This is a genomic window from Tsuneonella deserti (assembly GCF_014644315.1).
In the GTDB taxonomy this organism is placed as follows: Bacteria; Pseudomonadota; Alphaproteobacteria; order Sphingomonadales; family Sphingomonadaceae; genus Tsuneonella; species Tsuneonella deserti.
The window spans coordinates 52,547-75,279 of sequence record NZ_BMKL01000001.1; the positions used below are offsets into that span (position 1 = coordinate 52,547).

Annotated in this window: 16 protein-coding genes; 9 read left to right on the forward strand and 7 right to left on the reverse strand. The window is 65.4% G+C overall.

The window, feature by feature from the left end; translation table 11 throughout:
- Positions 1-454: 454 nt before the first annotated feature.
- The 3 genes from IEW58_RS00270 to IEW58_RS00280 are packed head-to-tail and all read left to right on the forward strand — an operon-like array spanning position 455 to position 3,167.
- Positions 455-2,542 carry an ATP-binding protein gene (locus IEW58_RS00270; protein WP_188643298.1) on the forward strand — a complete coding sequence of 696 codons (2,088 nt, stop codon included), beginning with the start codon at positions 455-457 and terminating at the stop codon, positions 2,540-2,542.
- Positions 2,539-2,901, forward strand: a complete 363-nt coding sequence (locus IEW58_RS00275; protein ID WP_188643299.1) for a response regulator — start codon at positions 2,539-2,541, stop codon at positions 2,899-2,901. The genes IEW58_RS00270 and IEW58_RS00275 overlap by 4 nt, the downstream gene beginning before the upstream one ends.
- A complete protein-coding gene (locus tag IEW58_RS00280; RefSeq protein WP_188643300.1) occupies positions 2,898-3,167 on the forward strand; it encodes an Hpt domain-containing protein in 270 nt (89 codons plus the stop codon). The genes IEW58_RS00275 and IEW58_RS00280 overlap by 4 nt, the downstream gene beginning before the upstream one ends.
- Here IEW58_RS00280 and IEW58_RS00285 read toward each other — a convergent pair.
- From IEW58_RS00285 to IEW58_RS00315, 7 genes are all read right to left on the reverse strand, one after another.
- A complete protein-coding gene (locus IEW58_RS00285) occupies positions 3,164-4,603 on the reverse strand; it encodes a glycosyltransferase family 2 protein (protein ID WP_229658345.1) in 1,440 nt (479 codons plus the stop codon). The two genes, IEW58_RS00280 and IEW58_RS00285, sit on opposite strands and share 4 nt — an antisense overlap.
- Positions 4,600-5,634: a HEAT repeat domain-containing protein gene (locus tag IEW58_RS00290; protein ID WP_188643301.1), complete on the reverse strand. Its 1,035-nt coding sequence runs from the start codon at positions 5,632-5,634 to the stop codon at positions 4,600-4,602. Before IEW58_RS00290 ends, IEW58_RS00285 begins: the two co-directional genes overlap by 4 nt.
- On the reverse strand, positions 5,631-6,656 hold the full coding sequence (locus IEW58_RS00295; protein WP_188643302.1) for a YaiO family outer membrane beta-barrel protein: 1,026 nt from the start codon (positions 6,654-6,656) through the stop codon (positions 5,631-5,633). The genes IEW58_RS00290 and IEW58_RS00295 overlap by 4 nt, the downstream gene beginning before the upstream one ends.
- Positions 6,656-7,039, reverse strand: coding sequence for a response regulator (locus IEW58_RS00300; RefSeq protein WP_188643303.1), 384 nt, complete (start codon positions 7,037-7,039; stop codon positions 6,656-6,658). The genes IEW58_RS00295 and IEW58_RS00300 overlap by 1 nt, the downstream gene beginning before the upstream one ends.
- A 626-nt stretch (positions 7,040-7,665) precedes the next feature.
- Positions 7,666-9,042: an alpha-amylase family glycosyl hydrolase gene (locus tag IEW58_RS00305; protein WP_229658346.1), complete on the reverse strand. Its 1,377-nt coding sequence runs from the start codon at positions 9,040-9,042 to the stop codon at positions 7,666-7,668.
- Entirely contained in the window at positions 9,035-10,552 is a 1,518-nt protein-coding gene (locus tag IEW58_RS00310) for an MFS transporter (RefSeq protein WP_188643304.1), read from the reverse strand. The genes IEW58_RS00305 and IEW58_RS00310 overlap by 8 nt, the downstream gene beginning before the upstream one ends.
- 101 nt (positions 10,553-10,653) lie before the next feature.
- Entirely contained in the window at positions 10,654-11,688 is a 1,035-nt protein-coding gene (locus IEW58_RS00315) for a LacI family DNA-binding transcriptional regulator (protein ID WP_188643305.1), read from the reverse strand.
- 256 nt (positions 11,689-11,944) lie between these two features.
- On the opposite strand from IEW58_RS00315, the gene IEW58_RS00320 reads away from it, so the two are divergent.
- The 6 genes from IEW58_RS00320 to IEW58_RS00345 all read left to right on the forward strand — a co-directional run bounded on the left by IEW58_RS00320 (position 11,945) and on the right by IEW58_RS00345 (position 22,645).
- A complete protein-coding gene (locus IEW58_RS00320; RefSeq protein ID WP_188643306.1) occupies positions 11,945-14,641 on the forward strand; it encodes a TonB-dependent receptor in 2,697 nt (898 codons plus the stop codon).
- Positions 14,642-14,705: 64 nt separating this feature from the next.
- Positions 14,706-16,223 carry a tryptophan halogenase family protein gene (locus IEW58_RS00325; RefSeq protein WP_268237089.1) on the forward strand — a complete coding sequence of 506 codons (1,518 nt, stop codon included), beginning with the start codon at positions 14,706-14,708 and terminating at the stop codon, positions 16,221-16,223.
- A complete protein-coding gene (locus tag IEW58_RS00330; RefSeq protein WP_188643308.1) occupies positions 16,220-18,061 on the forward strand; it encodes an alpha-amylase family glycosyl hydrolase in 1,842 nt (613 codons plus the stop codon). The genes IEW58_RS00325 and IEW58_RS00330 overlap by 4 nt, the downstream gene beginning before the upstream one ends.
- Complete coding sequence (locus IEW58_RS00335) at positions 18,034-19,683, forward strand: alpha-amylase family glycosyl hydrolase (RefSeq protein ID WP_188643309.1); 1,650 nt, start codon at positions 18,034-18,036, stop codon at positions 19,681-19,683. Before IEW58_RS00330 ends, IEW58_RS00335 begins: the two co-directional genes overlap by 28 nt.
- Before the next feature lie 50 nt (positions 19,684-19,733).
- Positions 19,734-21,731, forward strand: a complete 1,998-nt coding sequence (locus IEW58_RS00340) for a glycoside hydrolase family 97 protein (RefSeq protein ID WP_188645589.1) — start codon at positions 19,734-19,736, stop codon at positions 21,729-21,731.
- Positions 21,728-22,645 (forward strand): alpha/beta hydrolase, encoded by a 918-nt coding sequence (locus IEW58_RS00345; RefSeq protein ID WP_188643310.1) that lies wholly within the window; start codon positions 21,728-21,730, stop codon positions 22,643-22,645. The genes IEW58_RS00340 and IEW58_RS00345 overlap by 4 nt, the downstream gene beginning before the upstream one ends.
- Positions 22,646-22,733 lie beyond the last annotated feature (88 nt).

Here is a 22,733-nt window from a genome sequence, read left to right on the forward strand (position 1 = left end):
GCGCGCGCTCGATCACGCCTTTGAGGCGGTGTCTCTTCTGTTTGAACATGTCGGGGCAAGGCAGGACTAACCGATGCTTGGTCTGCTTTCGGGCAAATTGAAGCTGGCATGGTATGTCCGATAAGAGGGCGCATAGCTGACTGGCAGCTTCTGGGCCGGGTTCGGAAGTTAGAGGTTGCGCCGTTTGCGGATAGTCCGCCCTGTTTTCCATTCAGCCGATGCAGCCACGGCGCTTGCGAACTGAGACGCATTATTGCCCTCGGATGCGTTGGTGCTGTCGAGCAGGCTTTGGAGGGTGAGAACCTAAATGGCGATGCGGCAGGATCGCTGCAGCAGCCCTCTGTGCTGGTCGTGCTAGTCAGGAATGATGCGCGGGCCCGCTTGGTATCGCGGTAAGTTTCTTCTGCTATTAATGGGCCTTATGCGAGATTTGAAAAAACTCCAGCGCGCGCTGGTGACCCTAGTTTTCCTGGCCGTGCCCCTCGCGCTCGTCGGAATGTTTGTGCTGGTCCAACAAGAGTTCCAGCAGACCCGGTCCCTGAGGGCTTCGGTGGAGCAATCGGCCGCGGCGCGCCGCTACCTGGTGGAGGTGCTGTCCCAGCACCAGGACATCGAAAGCGGCCAGCGCGGTTTCGTCCTTACGGGCGACCGCGCCTTTCTCCAGCCCTATGACGACGGGCGCGCACGAGCCCGGCTGCTGTTGGCAAGCAGCCCTTCGCTAAGCGAGAGGGCCCCTGCTTTGGCGCTTGATCTGCGGCGACTGCACGATCTGTCGCGCGCCAAGATCGCCTTTGCCGACAAGACTGTTGCCCTGGTCGAGAACGGCGATCTGGCAGGCGCACGCGGAATGATTGCGGCAGGCGAAGGCAAGCGGCTGATGGATGCCTTGCGGACGACGATCGCGACCCTCGGTTCTCGGGAGGAGGCACATCTGGCGCAACTGACAAGCGCCCGCGACCACAACCGGATGATCCTGGAGCGGACTATCAATCTCACGCTGGGAGCGCTTGCGCTTATCCTGACGGCGCTAACTTACGTCATATGGCGCACCTTGCGGCACCGACAGGTAGCCATCCTCCGAGTGAAGGGGTTGAGCGACCGTCATCGCGCGATCCTAAACAGCGCGGTCGACGGCATGATGGTGCTCGACGAAATGGGGACCATACGCGAAGCCAACCCAAGCGTGAGTCGCCTGTTTGGCTACCGCAGCGATGATCTGGTCGGGATGCATAATACGGCGCTGATGGCCAATCCCCCCACGCTCGAGGACAGCAACGCATGGCTGCGATCCCTGGATTCGACCGGCGTCGGGTTCGGCGGGCGCCAGGATTTCATTGGCCGCCGCGCCGATGGCACCACTCTTGCGACGGATGTATCGGTTGCCCGCTTCGACGATGATGGCCGACCATGTTACGTCGCGGTGGTGCGCGACGTGACAGAGCGCAAGCGGATCGAGCAGATGAAGACCGAGTTCGTCTCGACCGTCAGCCATGAACTGCGCACGCCGCTGACGTCCATCGGCGGATCGCTGGGCCTGCTGGCGGCCGGCGCCGCGGGCCCGCTGGGGGACAAGGCAGCGCGCTTGGTGTCGATCGCGCACAGCAACTGCGAACGCCTCGTGCGCCTCATCAACGACATCCTCGACATCGAGAAGATCGAATCGGGCAAGATGCAGTTCGACCGAAGGCGGATGTCCCTTGGTCCGCTCGTCGAGCGGACGGTGGGGGCCAATGCGGCGTTTGGCGATGCGCACGCGGTCAGGATGCATACGCACATGCCGCCATGGCCGATCGCAGTGCTGGGCGATCCGGACCGGCTTGAGCAACTGCTCACCAATCTCCTCTCGAACGCCATCAAGCATTCGCCCGAAGGCGGAACGGTGGACGTGCGGGTCGAAGCGGCCGGCGGCACCGCGCGGATCGACGTGAGCGACCGCGGCGCGGGCGTTCCGGCCGACTTCCGCCACCGGATTTTCCGCAAGTTCGCGATGGCCGATAGCTCGGACAGCCGCGGGCGCGGCGGGACCGGTCTGGGTCTCGCCATCTCGCGCGAGATCGCCGAGCGGCACGATGGATCGATCAGCTTCATCGACCGGGAGGGCGGGGGGACGACTTTCTCCGTCGAGTTGCCGATGGCCGACTGCCTCGATGTCGCATCCGGCCCCGACCAGGACTCCCAACTTCCGGTGCTGCTCCATCTCGACGACGATCACGATTGCCTGTCGGTAATCGCGAGCGCGTTCGCCGGCCGAGCCTCGGTGGTCTCGGTATCCTCCGTCTCAGAGGCCAAGCGAGCGATCGCCGCCAAGACGTTCGCGGGCGTCATCGTCGATGTGGTCGTGCCGCCCCTAAGCGGGCTCGACCTGGTGCCCGACTTGCGCTCCGCCGCGCCCGGTCTGCCGATCGTGGTGTTCACCGCGCTGGACGATGCGCCACAGGCAGCCGAAGTCGACGCCGTGCTGGTCAAGGGCCGCACCTCGTTCTCCACCCTTGTTGAGACGATGATGGCCCTGGTGGGCCGCGCCGCACGGGAGGCTGCATGATCCGCGTCCTTTACGTCGACGACGAGCCGGACATCCGCGAAATTGCCGAAATGGCGCTGTCGCTCGATCCCGAGTTCGACGTGCGGGTCGCGGCGAGCGGCGCCGAGGCCCTCGCGCAGGCGGCGGAGTGGCAACCCGACCTGGTCCTGCTCGACGTCATGATGCCAGAGATGGACGGCCCGGCGGTGCTCACGCGTCTGCGGCAGGATCCGGCGACCGCCGCGATCCGCGTCGCCTTCGTCACCGCTCGCGCCCAGCGCAGCGAGATCCAGAACTTCATCACGCTCGACGCGGTCGGCGTGATCGCCAAGCCGTTCGATCCAATCACGCTCGCGGCGCAGGTCCGCACAATGCTGTGAGCGAGGCGCTCAAGGCCAAGCTCGCCGAGCTCGAGCGGCGGTTCGTAGAGCAGGCCGGCGAGCACCGCCAGGCAATCGCCGGCGCAGTGGCGACGGGTAACCGGCAGGATTTGGCCGAGCGCGCCCACAAGCTGGCCGGCATTGCCGGGATGTTTGGCCAGCCCGAAATCGGCGCAGCCGCACTGGCGCTGGAAGAGGTGGCCGACAGCGGCAGCGATCCGCAGCCGGCCGCCGCGCGCCTGATCGACCTCCTCGGAGCACTTTAACCGGCGCTCGCGCCGCCGAAGCCCTTGCGGGTCATCGTGCCCCAGCTCTGCTGCTTGCGCAGGAACTGCCACCAGCCCTGCAAGCGCCAGATGTTGGACAGCTGACGATAGCCGAAGTTCTCGATCACCGCGATCCCCGCCAGCACCGCGATGGCGCGCGCGTGCGGGAACCGCCGCAACTGGATTTCCTCGAGCACTAAGGTCGCGATGCTGACGAACACCCCGAAGGTGAAGGTCACCGCCAGGAAGGCGAGCAGCCACGGCAGGGCCAGCAGCCCGAGCCCATACAGCAGCGGCACCAACACATAGCCGAGCACCTCGACCAACGGCCCCAGGACATCCACCAGCAGGATCTGGCCGAAGCCGAGGAAGCCGATCCGGCCGTAGCGCGGATTGAAGCACATCGCCTTGTGCTTGGCGAAACACTCGAGCGCGCCACGTTGCCAGCGGCTGCGTTGCCGTCCGAGGACCGCGGCGTCCTCCGGACACTCTGTCCAGCACACGGGCTCCGCGATGAACTCAATGCGGTACGGCTGGCCGCGGTCACGCATGTAGCGGTGCAGCTTGAGCACCAGCTCCATGTCCTCGCCCACCGTCGCGTGGCTGTATCCGCCCACGTCGACCACGTACTGGCGCCGGAACAGCCCGAACGCTCCCGAGATAACGGTCAGCACCTGCATCTGGCCGAGCGCGAGCCGCGCCATCAGGAACGCTCGCAGGTATTCCATGATCTGCACGAGCGCCAGGAAGCTGCGCGGCAGGCGGACGTTGACGACCTGCCCGGAATCGATCTTGCAGCCGTTCGCAATGCGGATGGTCCCGCCGGCCGCGATCGTCAGCTCGGGCTCGTCGATGAACGGACGAACTACTCGCAGCAGGGCGTCGGGCTCCAGGATCGAATCCGCGTCGATGGCGCAGAACAGCTCCGTGCGGCAAGTGTTGATACCAGCGTTCAGCGCGTCGGCCTTGCCGCCGTTCTCCTTGTCGATAACCAGCAGGCGGGGTAGCGCCGGGCTGGCGTAGAAGCCCCGGATAGGTGCGTTTTGCATCCGGTCGTCCACGTAGCGCTGCACCGGCCGCAGGTCGAACGCCGCGATAACCCGTGCCAGCGTATCGTCCTTCGATCCGTCGTTGATCAGCAAGACCTCGAAATTGGGATATTGCAGCGCCAGCAGCGAGCGGACGCTCTCGACCACCGTTAGCCCTTCGTTGAACGCGGGCGCGAGCACGGAGATCGGCGGGGCCTGATCGGAATAGCGGCGCCAGAGGGTCGCGCCGCGCGGCACCGGCGGGCGGCTCAATAGCGCCGCGGCTGCGAAAGCCAGCTGTACGATATAGAAGCCGACCTGGAGCAACCCGGTAACGATGACGATGAGCGCGATCACCTCCGCGGTGCCGACCATCCACGGCGCGGCCCAGGCTGGCGCGGCGATCATGCGATGCTCCGTTCGGCGAGCGTCGCCTTCGCCGCACTGCGCGCAACGGGCGCGTCTCCCAAGGCCGCGTGGTGCAGAGCGAGCCGTCCTGTCGAACCAAGCCGGGCGAGCGCCTCGCCCGCGCGCAGGCGTACCCACCACTCGTCGTCGTCGAGCAGCACGGCGAGTTGGGGCACCGCGGCCTTCAGCGCCGAACGGGCGGCGGCTTCCGCGGCGGAAGCGCGCACACGCCAGTCCGGGCTATCGAGGCCGGCAAGAATCGCGCCGTGTCCTGCGGGGTGGCCGATCCGTCCCAGCGCGCGAAAGATGCGCGGGCGCAGTTCGCTTTCCTCGTCCGCCGCCTCGGACATCCACGCGACCAGCAGCGCGTGATCGACCGCGCCGCTTTCAGCCAGCGCATCTGTCGCCGCCAGCTTGACCGCGTCTGGCAACTCGAGGTCGTAGAGCAGCGCCTCGACCGCGTGCGGATCGGTGCGCGCCAAGTCGCGCATCAGCGAAACCGCGAGTAGCGAATGCTCCGTCGTGCCGATGCCCAGACGGCGGACCAGTTCGCCAACAGGCGGCGCACGTCCCTCGTGCGCGAGCGCAAGCGCCGCCCCCAGCCGCACATCGGGATTGCGATCGCCAAGCGCGACTTTGGCCACGGCTTCGGCGTGTTCGGGAAACAGGGCCAGCGCCTCAGCAGCGAGCAGCCTCTCCTGGGGCGCTCGCGCGCGCAGGCGGCGAACGAACTGGTCGGCAGCGCCCGCCGCCCTTGCCGCCGCAATGAGCGAGTCGCGATCGGACCCCCGGACGAGTTCCGCCAACTCGACCGTCAGCCCTGCGGCCACTTCGCGCGAGAGGCGTGTGCCGCCGATGCCGACCGTGTCACCGCGCAGCATGGCGGGCAACAGCATGCGCCGCATCGCCTCGCGCCGCCCGGCGCGGCGTCCTCCTACTCCGCGCGCCAGCAGCAGGCCGCCGACCGCCACCAGCGCCAGCGCGCACAGAAACAGCGAAAACTCCCACAGCGCCTGAAGCGTAGTGATCAAAAGCGCGCCTTCAGTCCCAGCCGCATCTCGGTTCGGTCAATCCCGGCATCGCGCCATTCGCGGCTCAGCGAGCCGGTGAGCGCAAACGGTTTGCCGAGCGGCGCTTCGAGCCCCCCAAACAGGCTCGTTACGCGGGTGACGATCCCCAAGTCGGTGTCCGGCCCATTGGCGGCGCCGACGAAAAGCCGCCAGCGGTCGGCCGGCACGTAGTCGCCGCGCAGCAGTCCGCCCACCTGCAACGGGCCGCCATCGGCAATCGTGCCGATGCCGCGTAACGTGATCCAGGCCCTTCCGCCGGGCAGGTATCGGGCGAGGCCGGGGTTTACCGTGACCACGTCCTGCAAGGGGAACCGTTGATAAGCGGCATCAAAGGTCAACACCGTCTCACGCGCGCTCGCCAGTCGCAGGTCGAACCCGCCGCCGACCTCGATCTCGGGACGAAAATCGGCCTTGGGCGTACCGCCCAGATGCGCGCGGAGCCACAGGTTATCGCTGGGGTGCAGGCCGATGCGGCCGCCCAACTCGACGTCTGTTAGCCCGAACCGGCGGTAGTGCCCGGCGTGTGCGCCCACGGTTATCCGTTCGCCGGCTGGTATCTCGATATCCAGCGCGACTTCGCTCCAGTCGCGCACCCCGGCGGATAGGTCGCTCAGTCCGCTGTCGAGCGCGACAAACCCGCGCCCTTGCGCCACAGATCCCTGCCGGCGCGCTGCGACCAGGCCGAGGCCATCGCGCGCATCGCGATAATCCGGTGCCTCGGCAAGCACCGCCGCGAAACCGGCCTCCGCGGCTTCGAGATTGCCGAGCGCGAGATCGACGTAGGCGAGCTGCAGGTGAGCATCGAGGTCATCGGGATGCGCCGCGAGCCATTGGCCGAGCAGCCGGCGGGCCTCGGCGGGATGGCCCGCCTGCCGCGCGGCGACGCCGGCCTCGTATGCGTTCCGCTCTTGCGCCGCGCCGGGCGCTGCCGCCAGCGCGATTGCGCCCGCCAAAGCCAGGGCGAGCATGTGAAAACGGCCCATCACTTTCTCTTTCCGGCGAGCAGGCGGGCAAGCCGGACGAGCAGCTCCTCGGGCAGGAACGGCTTTACCAGGTAGTCGTCGGCCCCCAGTTCGAGCGCGCCGATCACGTCGGCCTCGCCGCGCCGGGCGGTAAGCATTATGACCGGGGTTGCCGCATGGTCCGCGCTAGCACGCATCCGGCGGAGCACTTCGAGCCCGTCGTGGACCGGCATCATCATGTCCAGGACCACAGCCTGTGGATGAAACTCCTCCAGCTTGGCGAGCGCTTCGCGGCCATCGTGCGCGACGACCGTCTGGTAGCCCCGCGCGCCGAGTCTGAACTCGAGCAGCTCGGTCAGCAGCGGCTCGTCGTCAGCGATCAGGACCAGGGGAGAGGTTGTCATGCCGGCCGATTTATCGTGGGGCAGATGAGCGGTCGGTAAAGATTGGCATAATACATGACTCGAAAGGTCGTGGTCGATGGCTGAACTAGGCGCAAGGGCTGAAGGCGGTAGGAGGTTGGAAACTCGGGACGATTTCTGAGTTTTCGAGGGCGGCCGCGGGTTCAGGCGGTTTGCCATCTGCGCTAGTCTGGACGGACGACGGCTTTCGGGCAAAAATCGCATTCACTCCAATGGCCGAGATCGGATGCGAAGCAGTCATCGGAGGAGCGATTCGGCAGACCAATTCAACGGTCCGGGACTCACACCCTATTCGCCTACAGGGCCATGGGGCCACTATCGGGGCTTCAGTAAAAGCAGGCGTAAGATGTCTTAGTAAATTCAGATAGTTGGATTGCTATGGCGAGTCCTCTTCCGGGCACCATTGGTTCTTCCGCCGCGGTTCGCTGGCGGTCGACAAACCCCCTGTTTTCAGATGGAAAATCGCCAGTTTGATCGCTGGCATTCGCTGCGTTCTTTTCGATCTGAGGGCCTAGGGGCCTTTCTTTGCCTGAGGCCCCGACCGAAAATGGGTCAAAAATGCTGACTTCAGAAGGTGAGGCCCCCATGGCGTCGACCGATCTGTGGTTTCAGCGTCCCGAAAGCAGCCGGAACCCCCAAGCAGGCAGCGTGACTGTGTCGCCTGCGGCAATCGTCACTGGTTCACCGCTCGCGAAGTCCCTGTAACGGGACGCCGGCAAGGCATCGGCGAAGCGCGCGGTCACCGAGGTGTCCGACAGGTTGAACAGCGCCAGCACCTTGTCTTTCCCGCGCTGCCGTACCCAGGCCAGGACCTGCTGAGGCTTATCTGTTTCAACCTTCTGCATGACTGCGCCCCACTGTCCATTGTCGAGCGCGGGGTTGGCTTTACGGAAGGCGATCAGGCGCTCGAGAAGCGTTCCGTACGCGCAGCTTTTCGTCTTGCTCCAGTCGATGGGGTCTTTCTCGAAGAAGGCGAGCCGCCGTTCATTGCACGCCTCCATCCCGTTGTAGACCAGCGGGATGCCCTGGCCAGTGAAGGCCAGTGCAGTCATCGCCGGCAGCGCCGCGGCGTAATTCTCTGCGGTGGTGCCTTCCCACGCGTTGCTGTCGTGGTTCTCGATGTAGGTCATGCGCATGGACTGCCGCGGCCAAAGGCTCTCGTTCTCGGCGTAGTATCCATAGAAGCTCGTCGCATCGCCCTGGCCCTTGGCCACCTTGACCGAAGTGTTGTGCCAGTCCCAGGCGTACGTTGCGTCGAAGGCGGCGAAATGGAAGGCGGTTTGCTGCACTTCCCCGAGCATGAACACTGGGCGAATTTTCTCGAGCCGGGTGCGCATCGTCTCCCAGAAATCGAGTGGGATATAGCCGGCGACATCCGCTCTGAAGCCATCGACCTGAAAGTCGCGCACCCAGTGCTCCATCGCGCCGCCTACATGCGCGCGTACGCCGGGCTTCGACCAATCGAGGTCGATGATGTCGGACCAGTCCCACCACGGGGTGGGGCGGAAGTTGCCGTCCCACGTCTTTTCGTACCAATCGGGATGATCCTTCGCGAGGCGATTGTCCCACGCGGTGTGATTGGCCACGAGATCGAGGATGACGTGCAAGCCTTGCGCATGCGCCGCATCGATGAAGGCGTGCAAATCGGCCTCGGTGCCGAACTCGGGATTGACCGCGTAATAGTCCTGCACCGAGTATGGACTGCCGAGAGCTCCCTTGCGGTTCTCCATGCCGATCGGATGGATCGGCATGAGCCACAGGATGTCGACTCCCAGTGCCTTCAGCCGCGGCAACTGTGCCTGCGCCGCCCGGAATGTCCCTTCGGGCGTGAACTGGCGGGTGTTGATCTGGTAGAGCACGGCCTGCCGGGACCATTCGGGGTGGCTCAGTGTGACCTTGTCGACCGGCCGCCAAGGATCGCCGGGCATGGCCGAGGCGCTCGTCGCGCAACCCAGCAACGCGGCGAATACGAGCGCCTTAAACACAAGCCGCTCCCCCCGGGAGCGCGGCGCGCACCCGCAGCATGGCCGTCGCAGCGACCAGCCAGGAAGCGGCAGCGAACAGCATCGTCCACACCGGCTCTCCCGGGAAGAATGCGAGCATGATCGACCCCATCACCGTCGCCACGAGGAGCTGCGGGATCACGATGAAGACGTTGAAAAGCCCCATGTAGATGCCGAGCTTGGCTTGCGGCAGGCTTGAAGCGAGGATCGCATACGGCATCGCCAGGATGCTTGCCCAGGCGATGCCGATGCCGATTTCGGCCACCAGCAGCGCCTGGGCGTCGCGCACGAAGAAGAAGATGGCGTAGCCCGCAGCGCCGAGCACCAGACAGGCCGAGTGAGTGGTTACCGGCCCGAACCGGCGGCTCATCCAAGGCAGCAGCGCAAGCGCGGCAACCGCGGCAACGCCGTTGTAGACCGTGAACAGCACATTCACCCAGTTGGCACCCGCGTTGTAGGCGGCGCTCGAAGGGTCGGTGCTGCCGAAGACGTATTGCGTCACCACCGGCGTGGTGTTGATCCACATGATGAACAATGCGCTCCAGCTGAAGAACTGGACGACTGCGAGCCGCTTCATCACCGGCGGCATCCCGGAAAAGTCGCCGACGATACTCGACAGCATGTTCGCCGCGCGCCCCTGCTTGGCCATCGAGATCGCGACTGCGCTGAGAAGCCCGTAGAGCGCGAGAAGACCCCCGAGCAAATAGATCTCTTTCTGCAGGCCGAGCGCATCGACCGAAAGGGCAACCGCGAGCCCGGCGACGACCCACAGGAAGCTGCTCGCGTAGCCCTTGGCGGCGAGCGCGCGCAGCGGCTGGACCGTGTCTGGCCTCGCCTCACCGTCGAAAGCTGCCAATTCCTCGGGGCTGTATTCCTTTGTGGTGAGAACGGTCCACAGCACTGCCGCGAGCAGTGCTACCCCCCCAACCCAGAAGCTCCAGCGCACCGTTGCAGGCAGTGATCCCGTGGGCGCGACATTGGCGACGCCTAGGTGTTCCAGCACGAACGGGAAGATGGAACCCACCACCGCGCCCGCGCCAATGAAGGCGGTCTGTACCGCGTATCCGGCGGCATGCTGATCAGTGCCCAGCATGTCACCCACAAACGCCCGGAAGGGTTCCATCGAGATGTTCAGCGAGGCATCCAGCAGCCACAGCAGGGTCGCAGCGAAAATCAACGGCGCAGCCACGGAAGGCGCCAGCGGCATCAGGAAAAGCGCCATCGCGGAGAGCACCGCGCCGGTGAGAAAATACGGACGCCGCCGGCCCAGCCGGTTCCAGGTGCGGTCCGAAAGGTGGCCGATAATGGGCTGGACGATCAGCCCCGTCAGCGGCGCGGCGACCCACAGTGCGGGCAAGTCGTCTATCGAGGAGCCGAGCGTCTGGAACACCCGGCTCATGTTCGAATTCTGTAGCGCGAAGCCGATCTGGATGCCGAAAAAGCCGAAGCTGATGTTGCACAGGTGCGCAAACCCGAGGCGCGGCTTGTCCATTCAGCGATCCTTATCCCATGCAGCCCGGCGCACTCACGGCGCCTGGACGGGCTCACGGCTCGCAGAATAGGGGGCTGAACACAACACGCATACGAATGTGATCAGCCGCCGCTGCTGTTTCGAATGACCAGCTGGGTCGGAAGGGTGGCCGGCGGCCGGCGGTGGCCTTCCACTTGCGCGAGGAGGGTGTCGAGAAGCCGCTCGCCCGCGCCGCGCACGTCCTGCATGACCGTGGTGAGGGGCGGGTTCGCGAGGCTGGCCGCAGGAATGTCATCAAAGCCCACCACCGCGACATCGTCCGGTACGGTCCGTCCAGCCGTCGCCAGAGCCCGCATCGCGCCGATCGCGATCAGGTCGCTCGCGGCGAAAATGGCGTCGAACTCCGCTCCGCACGCCAGCAGTCGCCGGGCTGCCTCGAAACCGGCTTCCTCGGTCGTGATGGCATCGTGCTGAAGTGCCGCTTCCGAAGCAATTCCGGCATCGGTGAGCGCCGCGCACAGCCCAGCATAGCGGTCCGCGAATTCGGGGTAGTGCCCGTCGGCATGGCCGAGGAATGCAATCCGCCGACGCCCGTTGGCGAGCAGGTGCTCGCCTGCGAGGCGGCCGGCGCCGACGTTGTCGGACCCCACGGTCGTGCCGGTGAGATCGCTCGAGACCGAACCCCAGCGGGCGAAATGCGTGTTCTGCCGGTGCAGCTGCTCGAGCCGCTGTTCGTACAGGGTGTAGTCGCCGTAGCCGAGCAGGATCAGCCCGTCGGCACGATGGCTGTCCTGATACCGGACATGCCAATTGTCCTCCATCCGCTGGAACGAAACCAGCAAGTCAAGTCCGCGATTGGCGCAGGCCCGCGTGATCGACCCGAGCATCGCAAGGAAGAACGGGTTGATCATGCTCTCGTCGGGGGTGGGATCCTCGAACAGGAGCAATGCGATGGTATTTGCCCTCTGCGAGCGCAGCGAACTGGCGTTCTTGTCGACAGTGTAGTTGAGGTCCCGGGCAATCTGCTCGATGCGGGCGCGCGTGGCGGCGCTGACCGAACGGTCTCCGCGCAGCGCACGGCTGACCGTTGGCTGCGAGACGCCCGCCATAAAGGCGATGTCGAAGCTCGTCGGTTTCCCGGTCGGCGTACGACCCATTTGCCCTCCTTTGCCAAGCCTAGGCGCACGCATCCGGGTTGGCAAACGCCTGGGCGAGCGGGCGGGCCCGGGGGCCTTTGATGCAACCGGGCCACACCAGAGTATGCTGCGCTGCAACAACATACGTATGCCGGGTTTCGCCCGGCCCCCTGCCACCCGTATTGCGGGCGCCAAGTTCGCGAAAGGGCACAGCCTTTGCGCGCGTAAATGAGAAAAACGAGCCGTCGGGCACGGCTGGGGACTGGGAGAATAATCTGTGGCTTACCGCAAACTTCTTGCTGCCGGCATCAGCGGCACGGCATTGGCATTGTCGCTGACGCCGCAGATCGCGTTGGCGCAGGACTCGGCCGACACTACCGCGGCCGACGCCAACGCAAGCGAGACCGATGACGGGGCGATCGTCGTCACCGGCTTCCGCGCCTCCCTGGCGAGCGCCGTGAGCACGAAGAAGAAAGCGGACGCGGTTGTAGAATCGGTGTCGTCGGAAGATATCGGCAAGCTTCCCGACAACGGCATCGGGGAATCGATTGCCCGGCTTCCCGGCATTTCCGCGCAGCGCAACGCCGGACGCGCCAATATCATCTCGATCCGCGGTTTCGGCCCCGACTTCTCGACCACCACGCTCAACGGCCGCGAGCAGACGACCACCAACGACAGCCGCGCCGTCGAATTCGACCAGTTCCCGTCCGAAATTCTCGCCGGGGTCGATGTGTATAAATCGTCGCAAGCGAACCACACGGCGGGGGGCTTGGTCGGCAGCATCAACCTGCGGACCATTCGCCCGCTCGATTACGGCAAGCGCGTCTTCGCCGTCGGTGCGCGCGGGACATATGTCGATCAGAAGCTGCAGCCGGATTCGACCGACAAGGGCTACCGGGTCTATGGCACGTTCGTCGACCAGTTCGTCAACGACACGATCGGGGTCGCACTCGCGGCAGCCTATTCCGACGAACCTTACCAGACGCGCGATTGGAATGCCTGGGGCTACGGTGGTTACGGCCCCGACGTCTACGGCATGAATGGTATCAAGACCTGGTCGGAATCGGACAGCCTGAAGCGCCTCGGCCTGAACGGCACGGTCCAGCTCAGGGCATCCGATGCACTTATCGTGACCCTCGACGGGTTCTACTCGCATTTCGTCGACCGGATCGACCAGCGCGGTTTCGAGATGCCGTTCAACTGCGGCGGGTATTGCGGCGCCGATCGCATTGTCAGCTATACGGCGGATGAGCGCGGCCTCGTCACTTCCGCGACGATCCAGGGCACCCCGGTAATCGAGAACTACGCCAGCGACCGGGTGGCGGACAGCTACTCGTTCGGCGGCAATATCGCCTGGGACAACGACACCGGTCTGCGCGCCATGCTCGACGTCAACTGGTCGCGCACCAAGCGCACCGACGACCGGCTGGAAACGACTGCCGGTCTGCGGCGCGGCCGCAACGGGGCTGACGGCAAGTTCATCTACCCCCCGACGGCCACCGTTTCCTACTCGCTTACCAACCACGGGCCGGAATTCGTCAGCAACTACGACGGCGCCAGTTCGGCGCTGGTGCTGACCGACGTCGAAGGCTGGTCGGGTGCCACCAACCAGGCCGGGTACGACAAGGTCCGCCGCAGCACCGACGATCTGAAGGCGATCCGCGCCGAAGTGGAACAGGACATTGGCGGGTTCCTCAAGTCGGTCACCGTCGGTGTCGACCACACCTATCGCACGAAGTCGCTGACGCAGGACGAGGCATTCCTGATCCCGCCGGGCGGGGCAGATGGCGCGGTGATCCCCTCCGAACTGCTTCTCACGCCGATCAATCTCGACCGCGGTCTGGGCCCGATCCTGGCCTACGACCCGCGCACGCTTGTCGAGAACGGCGTGCTTAACTTCGTCGCCAACCCGTATGGCGCCTCGCAAGCGTTCGATATTACGGAGAACGTCTGGACCCCGTACGTCATGGGCAAGATCGACGCCCAGCTCGGCGAGAACGTTCTGACCGGCAACTTCGGCGTCCAGGCGGTGCACACCAGCTTGACGTCTCAAGGTGCAGTCAACCCGACGGTCAAGGATGGGTACTGGATGATCCTGCCCAGCGTGAACCTCGCGCTGCGCACCCCGTTCGACATGGTCATCCGCTTCGCCGCGTCCGAACAGATGATGCGCCCACGCATGAACCAGATGAACAACATCGTCTCGTTCGGATATGACCAGCAGCTCAAGACCTATATCGGCAGCGGCGGCAATCCGCTGCTGCGGCCCTACAAGGCCAAGGCGCTCGACCTGAACGTCGAGAAATACTTTGGTGGCACCGGCTACGTCGCCGTGCAGCTCTTCTGGAAGCACCTGGACAAGTATATCGACCCGAGCGGCATCGATTTCGCCTACGATTACTCTCCCTACCCCGTGCCGCCGGGCCAGGTGCCCGCCACGCCGATCGGCGTGTTCAACGGGCCGGTGAACACCAAGGGCGGCTACATCATGGGCACCGAATTTGCCGGGACCCTGCCGTTCGAGGTCATCAGCCCCTCGCTCGACGGCTTCGGCCTGACGGGCGGCCTTGGCATCACCTGGACCAAGGCGACTGACTACAAGGGCGATTCGACCGCCATTCCGGGCTATTCGAAGTACGTCGCCAGCCTGACCGCGTTCTACGAGAAGTACGGGTTCAACTTGCGCGGCAGCATGCGTTACCGTTCGGGCTTCCTGGGCGATTTCGCGCTGTTCAGTGGCGGGCTCGATCGCCAGCAGGTGCTCGCAGAGACCATCTACGACGCCCAGATCGGCTACGACTTCCAGGACGGCAGCGCGCTGCAGGGGCTTTCGCTCTACATCCAGGGTCAGAACCTGACTGACGAACGCTCGGCCACCGTGGCCGACGTTAACGGTGGCGCCTTCCCCGGTGCCTGGCTCAAGTACCAGGCTTACGGTCGCCGGTTCGTCGCCGGGTTCACCTACAAGTTCTGATGCGGCTGAAGCGGGCGCGGCTGGTTTGACCGGCCGGGCCCGCACCGCCATGACCCGAGGTCGCGTGAACACTTTCGATCCTATCCGATCCGGCCCGCTCGACATCGTGATCGCCGGTGGAGGGACGGCCGGCTGGATGGCCGCGGCGGTGCTATCCCGCTTCCTTGGTAACCACGCGACGATCACCCTCGTCGAATCGGACGAGATCGGCATCGTCGGAGTCGGCGAGGCGACGATTCCGCAGATCCACAACCTGCTCATCTCGCTCGGGCTCGATCAGGCCGAGTTCGTCCGCAAGACGGACGCCAGCTTCAAGCTGGGCATCGAATTCGCCGGCTGGACCAAGCCGGGCGACACTTACATCCACAGCTTCGGAACGGTCGGACGGGGAGCTGGACTGATCCCCTTTCGCCAGCTCTGGCTCCGCGGCCGCTCGCTGGGCGTATCCGGCGATTATGGCGACTACAGCCTCAATGCCGCCGCCGCGCACGCGGGGACGTTCGCTCTTAACGAGCCCGGCGCCGAACTCTCGTACGCATACCATTTTGACGCTGCTCAATTCGCGCCCCTTCTGCGTCGCTACGCCGAAGAGCGCGGGGTGCGTCGGGTCGAAGGCAAGATCGAGGCTGTAGAGCGCGATCCGACAAGCGGCGACATCCGCGCCCTTGTTCTCAACGGCGAGCGGCGCGTCCCCGGCAAGCTGTTCATCGACTGCACGGGCTTTCGCAGCCTGCTGCTCGGCGATTCGCTCGGTGTCCCTTATGTCGACTGGACGCAGTGGCTTCCGTGCGACACCGCGCTCGCGGTCCCGAGCGCGCCGGCCGAGGCGATCCGGCCGTATACCCAGTCGATGGCCCGGCCCGCCGGTTGGCAGTGGCGCATCCCGCTGCAGCACCGCACCGGCAATGGGCACGTCTTTTGCTCGCAGTTCATGGACGTCGAGCGGGCGCGCGAGCTGCTGCTCGATTCGCTTGAAACCGCACCGCTGGCTGACCCCCGGCCACTCCGCTTTACCTCAGGTCACCGGCGGGAGTTTTGGTCGCACAATTGCATCGCTCTGGGTCTTGCGGCGGGGTTCATGGAGCCGCTTGAATCGACGAGCATACATCTCGTCCAGTCGGGACTGTCGCGACTGCTCAGCCTGTTGCCGCGCGGCCCGGGCGAGCTTTCCCACGCCCGCGCCACGTTCAACCGCCTATCGAACAGCGAATGGCGGCGGATCCGCGACTTCATCGTGCTGCACTATGTGGCCAACGGGCGCGAAGGAGAGCCGTTCTGGGACCACTGCCGCCGGATGGACGTGCCCGACACGTTAAAGGAAAAGATCGCCCTGTTCGAAGAGGCCGGCCTGTTCGTGCGCGAGGAAGACGAGCTGTTCCTCGACGATAGCTGGGCGCAGGTAATGCTGGGCCAGGGCATAATGCCGCGTACCTGGTCCCCGCTGGCCGACAACGTACCCGCCGAGGACATCGGTCCCTTTTTGCATAGCTTGGCCAAGGCCTGCCGCACCAAGGCGAGCGCGTTGCCCGCCCATCGCCAGGCGATCGCGCGGCTGGCGGGCGCGTCGGCGGAACTCTCATGATGAAGACGATCCTGTCCGCAGCGCTGTTCGCGCTCTCCGTCCCCACCGTCGCCAACGCCCAGAAAGCGCCCGCGCCAGCCTCCGACACCGGGAACTACCGTGAGCGCGCGCCATCGGACGAGGTAATCTACTTCGTGCTGCCCGACCGGTTCGCCAACGGCGATCCGACCAACGACCGGGGGCACCTCAAGGGCGATCGCCTCGCCACCGGTTACGATCCAACCGCCACCGGCTTCTATCACGGCGGCGATCTGAAGGGCCTGACCGGCAAGCTCGATTATCTGCAGGACTTGGGCGTGACCGCCATCTGGTTCGCGCCGATCTTCAAGAACAAGCCGGTTCAGGGCCCGAAGGATGATGAGAGCGCGGGATATCACGGCTACTGGGTGACCGACTTTACCCGGCCCGATCCGCATTTCGGCACCGCGGCCGAGTTCAAGACCTTCGTGGATGCCGCGCACGCGCGGGGGATGAAGGTCTACATGGACATCATCACCAATCACACCGCGGACGTCATTAAGTACGCGGAGGGCGACGCCAACGGCTACAAGTATCGCTCGAAGGGCGATTACCCCTATTCGCGTTCGGGCGGCGTCTCGGGCAGGCCGATCAACCCCGGGTTCCTCGGCGACGAGGATTCGAGGCCGTCCAACTTCGCCCGTCTCGTGGATCCTGCCTACGCCTACACCCCGGTGATCCCGCGCGCGGAACGGACCGCCAAGGTTCCCGCCTGGCTCAACGACCCCGCGTACTATCACAACCGCGGGGACAGCACGTTCACCGGCGAGAGCAGCCGGTTCGGCGATTTCGCCGGTCTCGACGATCTGTTCACCGAACATCCCCGGGTGCGGCAGGGCATGATCGACATCTACGGTCGCTGGATCGACGAGTACGGGATCGACGGCTTCCGTATCGATACCGCGCGCCATGTCGATCCCGGCTTTTGGCAAGCCTTCGTCCCCGCGATCCTCGATCGTGCGAACAAGCGGGGCATTTCCAACTTCACGCTGTTCGGCGAGATTTACCGCGACGTGCCTGACAACGGTTACATCGCACAGTACACCCGGCGCGATGGATTGCCGGCGGTTTTAGATTTCGCGTTCCAGGCGGCGATGCGCGATGTGCTCGGGCGTGGCAAGGGCACCAATGTGCTCGCCGAACTGTTCGCTGGCGATGTCCTGTACGAAGGCGGCGAGCCGGCCGCGTTGAACCTGCCGACATTCCTCGGCAACCACGACATGGGGCGTTTGTCCACCCTGCTCAAGGCTGACAAGCCCGACATCGCGCAGGACGAACTGCTGCAGCGGGTGATGCTCGGCCATGCGATGCTGCTGACGCTACGCGGTGCGCCGGTAATCTATTATGGGGACGAGCAGGGCTTTGTTGGCGACGGCGGCGACCAGGCAGCGCGCGAGGACATGTTCCCGTCGCAGGTCGCTTCCTACAACGACAACGCACTGATCGGGACAAGCAAGCCTGCTGGAGGGCCCAGCTTCGGTCAGGCCAATCCCTTGTTCCTCCTCATCGCCGAGCTGGCGCGCGTCCGCCGGGAGAACCCGGCACTGACCAGCGGCCTTCAGATCATCCGCCACTACGAGCAGGGGCCCGGAATCTTCGCGGTGACCCGCACCGATTCAGCCAGCGGTCAAAGCATCCTTCTCGTATTCAACACCGCCGCCGACCCGCACCGGGCCAACGTGGCGATCGATTACACCACGCGCGGCCTTACGGCTCTGGCGGGCGAGTGCCCGGCCTCGGTAAGGGCACCCGGCAGTGTTGCAGTCGCCCTGCCGGCTTTCGGCTACGCCGTATGCCGCCTGGAGGAAGCCGCGCAGTGAACGAGCAGACCCTCGTGAACGCGGCGGCAACAACCGATCCGGGACGGTGGTGGCGAGGCGCGGCGGTCTACCAGATCTATCCGCGCAGCTTCATGGATTCGAACGGCGACGGCGTCGGCGATCTGCCGGGCATCACCAGCCGCCTCGATCACGTGGCATCTCTCGGGGTCGATGCGATCTGGCTCAGCCCCTTCTTCACCAGCCCGATGCGGGACTTCGGCTACGACGTGGCGGATTATTGCGATGTCGATCCGATCTTCGGCACGCTGGCCGACTTCGATGCACTGGTCGCGCGGGCGCATGCGCTCGGGCTGAAGGTCCTCATCGACCAGGTTTATTCGCACACCTCGGACGAACATCCGTGGTTTGCAGAGAGCCGCTCGGACAGAACCAATCCGAAGAACGACTGGTATGTCTGGGCGGAAGCCAAGCCCGACGGGTCGCCGCCGTCCAATTGGCAATCCGTGTTCGGGGGTCCCGCGTGGACGTGGGACGCCCGGCGCGGACAATATTACCTGCACAACTTCCTCGGGAGCCAACCGCAACTCAACGTGCACAACGCCGCCGTGCAGGACGCGGTGCTGAAAGTGGCCCGTTTCTGGCTCGATCGCGGAGTTGATGGGTTCCGGATCGACGCGCTCAACTTTGCGATGCACGACCCACAACTGCGCGACAATCCACCCGCCCCGCCCACCGACCGCCGGCGCACGCGACCGTTCGATTTCCAGCGCCGAATCCACAACCAGTCACACCCTGACATACCGCAGTTCGTCGAGCGCATTCGCGCGCTGACCAACGAATACGACGCGATCTTCACCGTAGCCGAAGTCGGCGGTGAAGAGGCCGAGGCCGAAATGAAGGCATTTACGCAAGGCCAAGCTCGCCTCAATTCGGCGTACAGTTTCAACTTCCTCTACGCCGAGCGCCTCACCCCTGGCCTAGTCTGCGCAGCACTCGCCGAGTGGCCCGATGCGCCGGGCATGGGCTGGCCGAGCTGGGCGTTCGAGAACCACGATGCCCCGCGCGCGCTCAGCCGCTGGTGGAGTGCCGAGCAGCGCGAGCGTGCCGCGCGGATGAAGATGCTGCTGCTGATGTGCCTGCGCGGCAATGTCATCATCTACCAAGGCGAGGAGCTCGGCCTCACCCAAGTCGACATCCCGTTCGAACAGCTCCATGATCCCGAGGCGATCGCCAACTGGCCGCTTACTTTGAGCCGCGACGGCGCGCGCACCCCCATGCCGTGGACCGCGGACGCGGCCGATTTCGGCTTCGGCTCAACCGAGCCGTGGCTCCCTCTCGGTGCAGAGAACGCGGCGCGCGCGGTCGATCGGCAGAACGCCGACCAGAATTCACTGCTTTCGCACACCCGCAAGGTGCTTCGCCTGCGCAAAGCACACCCGGCGCTGCACCACGGCACGGTCTCTCTATGCACGGCGGAAGGCGACGGTCTCACGCTCGAACGCGTCGCCGATGGTGAAACCGTGCGCTGCCTGTTCAACTTAGGCGCCGGGACGATTGTGCTCGATGGAGGCAACGACGGTCGCGTGCTCGCCGCGGTGAATGGCGCCACTGCCAAACGCCTGCCGCCGTTCGGCGCGCTCGTGCTGGAGATTGCCACGTGAAGCTGTTCGCCGCTGTCGCCGCCGCCGCCGCGATTCTTGCCGTGCCGGCGATGGCGCAGACCACCCCTGCGGTTGTCGCCGCCACCTCGCCCGACGGAAGCATCGCGCTCAGCGTCTCGACCGACAACGATGGGCGGCCGACCTGGTCGCTCAGCCGCAAGGGCAGGCTGCTGATCGCCCCTTCGAAACTCGGCTTCCTGCTGGCTGATGCAATGCCGTTCCAGCGCGGGTTCGCGATCGCCGGCTCTGAAACGGCCGCGGCCGACAGCCGCTGGGAGCAGCCCTGGGGCGAGCGCCGCTTCGTGCGCGACCGTCACAACGCCGTGACGGTTCATTTCCGTCAATCGGCGGACTGGGGCGGGCACCTGATGGACGTCACCTTCCGCCTGTTCGACGACGGGATCGGCTTCCGCTACGAAATCCCCCAGCAAGCCAGCCTGTCGACGATGAACATCGCTGACGAGTTGACCGAGTTCGACCTCGTCCCGCGCGGCACCGCCTGGTGGATTCCGGCGGGCGAGTGGAACCGCTACGAGCAGGTCTACCAGAAGACGCCGATCGACGCGGTTTCGACAGCGCATACGCCGATCACCATGAGGCTCGACGACGGGACGCACCTCTCCTTTCACGAGGCGGCTCTGGTCGATTACTCCGGCTACTGGCTCAAGCGCGCGAGCGGCGGCCTGTTCCGCACCACGCTTTCCCCCGCCGCCGAAGGGCCGCGCGTCAGCCGCAAGCTGCCTTTCAACACCCCCTGGCGCACTATCCGCATCTCCGACAATGCAGCCGGGCTCGTCGAAAGCGATCTCGAGCTCAACCTGAACGAGCCCAATAAACTGGGCGATGTGTCTTGGTTCAAGCCGATCAAGTACGTCGGCATCTGGTGGGGCATGATCTCCGGCAAGTGGAGCTGGGCCGAAGGGCCCGAGCACGGCGCCACCACCGCGCGCGCCCGGGAGACGATCGACTTCGCCGCCAGGCACGGCTTCGGCGGAGTGCTGATCGAAGGCTGGGACAAGGGCTGGAACGGCAACTGGTTCGGCCACGGACAGGACTTCAGTTTCACCGAGGCGACCCCCGATTTCGACCTCGCCGCGGTGGCCGGGTACGCCAAGAAGAAGAACATCCAGCTGATCGGTCACAACGAGACCGGCGGCAACATCGCCAATTACGAAGCGCAGCTGGAAGACGCCTTCCGGCTTTACCAGTCGCTAGGGATGAACTCGGTCAAGACCGGCTACGTTGCCGACGCGGGCGGCATCATCGCGCCCGGCGACACGCCCGGCTCCATGCGCATGGAATGGCACGACGGCCAGCGCAGCGTCCAGCATCACCTGAAGGTGGTGGAGACCGCGGCGAAATACCACATCGCAATCAACGCGCACGAACCGGTCAAGGACACCGGGCTCCGGCGCACATATCCCAACTGGATCGATCGCGAAGGCGCGCGCGGAATGGAATACAACGCGTGGGCAAAGTTCGGCAACGGGCCGAGCCATGAGCCGACGCTGGTCTACACCCGCCTGCTGTCGGGGCCGATGGACTACACACCTGGCGTGTTGAGCCTCGAAGGATCGAACGGCAATGAGCTTGCCTCCACGCTCGGTAAGCAGCTTGGCTTGTACCTGGCGATCTATTCGCCGATCCAGATGGTCGCCGACTTCCCGGAGAAGCTGGCGCTGTACCCGCGGGAACTCGATTTCATCAGCCGCGTGCCCGCCGACTGGGCGGAGAGTCACCTGGTCGACGGAACCGTGGGAGAGTATGCGATCTTCGCGCGAAAGGACCGGAACTCAGCCAATTGGTATGTCGGCGGGATCAACGACGCGACCGCGCGGACTTCGAGTGTGACGCTCTCCTTCCTCGAACCCGGCCGCCCGTACACCGCCACGATCTACCGCGATGGCGATGGCGCCGATGGGCTGGGTGCGCAGGACCTCAAGCACCGCATCGCGATCGAGACGCGCACGATGCGCAAGGGTGATGTGCTTACGACCTGGATGGCCCCGGCCGGCGGCTACGCGGTCGAGCTGAAGCCCGGCAAATGATCGTGCGCCTGATCGCGCTGGCCCTGCTCCTTGCCACGTGCGGCTGTGCGACCCTGCCGCCCGCGCCCGCTGCTCCCGCGCGCACGGTCGAGTGGGAGCAGCTCCAAGCGCCGGGCCTGCCCGAGCACCACGTGACGGTCTGGCTTCCCCCGGGTTACGACGCCAGCGGCGGCCCTTACCCCGTGCTCTACATGTGGGACGGGCAGAACCTGTTCGACCCCGCCAAGACGCAATACGGCAAGGCCTGGATGGTCGACCGTGTGCTCACCGACATGGTGGCGAAGGGTAGGGCCAAACCGCACATCGTCGTCGGCATATGGTCGCCGGTGGGCCTCGACCGCTACCGGCACTATTTGCCGCAACCGGCCGCCGCCGGGGCAGCTGGCGAGGTGGCTGCCGATGTCGCGCGCATGGCAGGCGGCCCGGTAGCCTCGGCCCAGGAACTGGAGTGGGTTGCCGACGTCCTCAAGCCGCGCGTCGATGCCGCCTTTCGCACCCGTACGGCTGCCCGCGACACCACCATCATCGGCTCCAGCATGGGCGGCGTGATGGCCTGCTACGCGATCGTCGCCCGGCCCGACATATTCGGACGCGCCGGCTGCGTGAGCGCTCACTGGCCGGTCGCCGATCCGGATCTCGCCGAGAAGCATCGCACCGAGATCCTCGCCACGTGGCGAACCTGGCTCGCCCGCGATCTCGGCCAGCCGCAGGGGCGCCGGATCTGGCTTGACCATGGCACCGCGACGCTGGATGCCTATTACGGCCCGTGGCAGGACGCGATCGCGCAGGATCTGACCGACCTTGGCTGGATCGAAGGCCGCGATTTTACAGCGCGAACCTACCCTGGCGCCGAGCACGACGAGATTTACTGGAACCAGCGCTTGCCCGAAATGCTCGCCTGGCTCTGGCGATGACCGCCTGCGGGGCGATCCACCAGATTGCCGTCTGGGTCGCTGGCTGGCGCGGGCTGCCATGGGCTTGTCGAGGGCTCGAGGCGCGCAT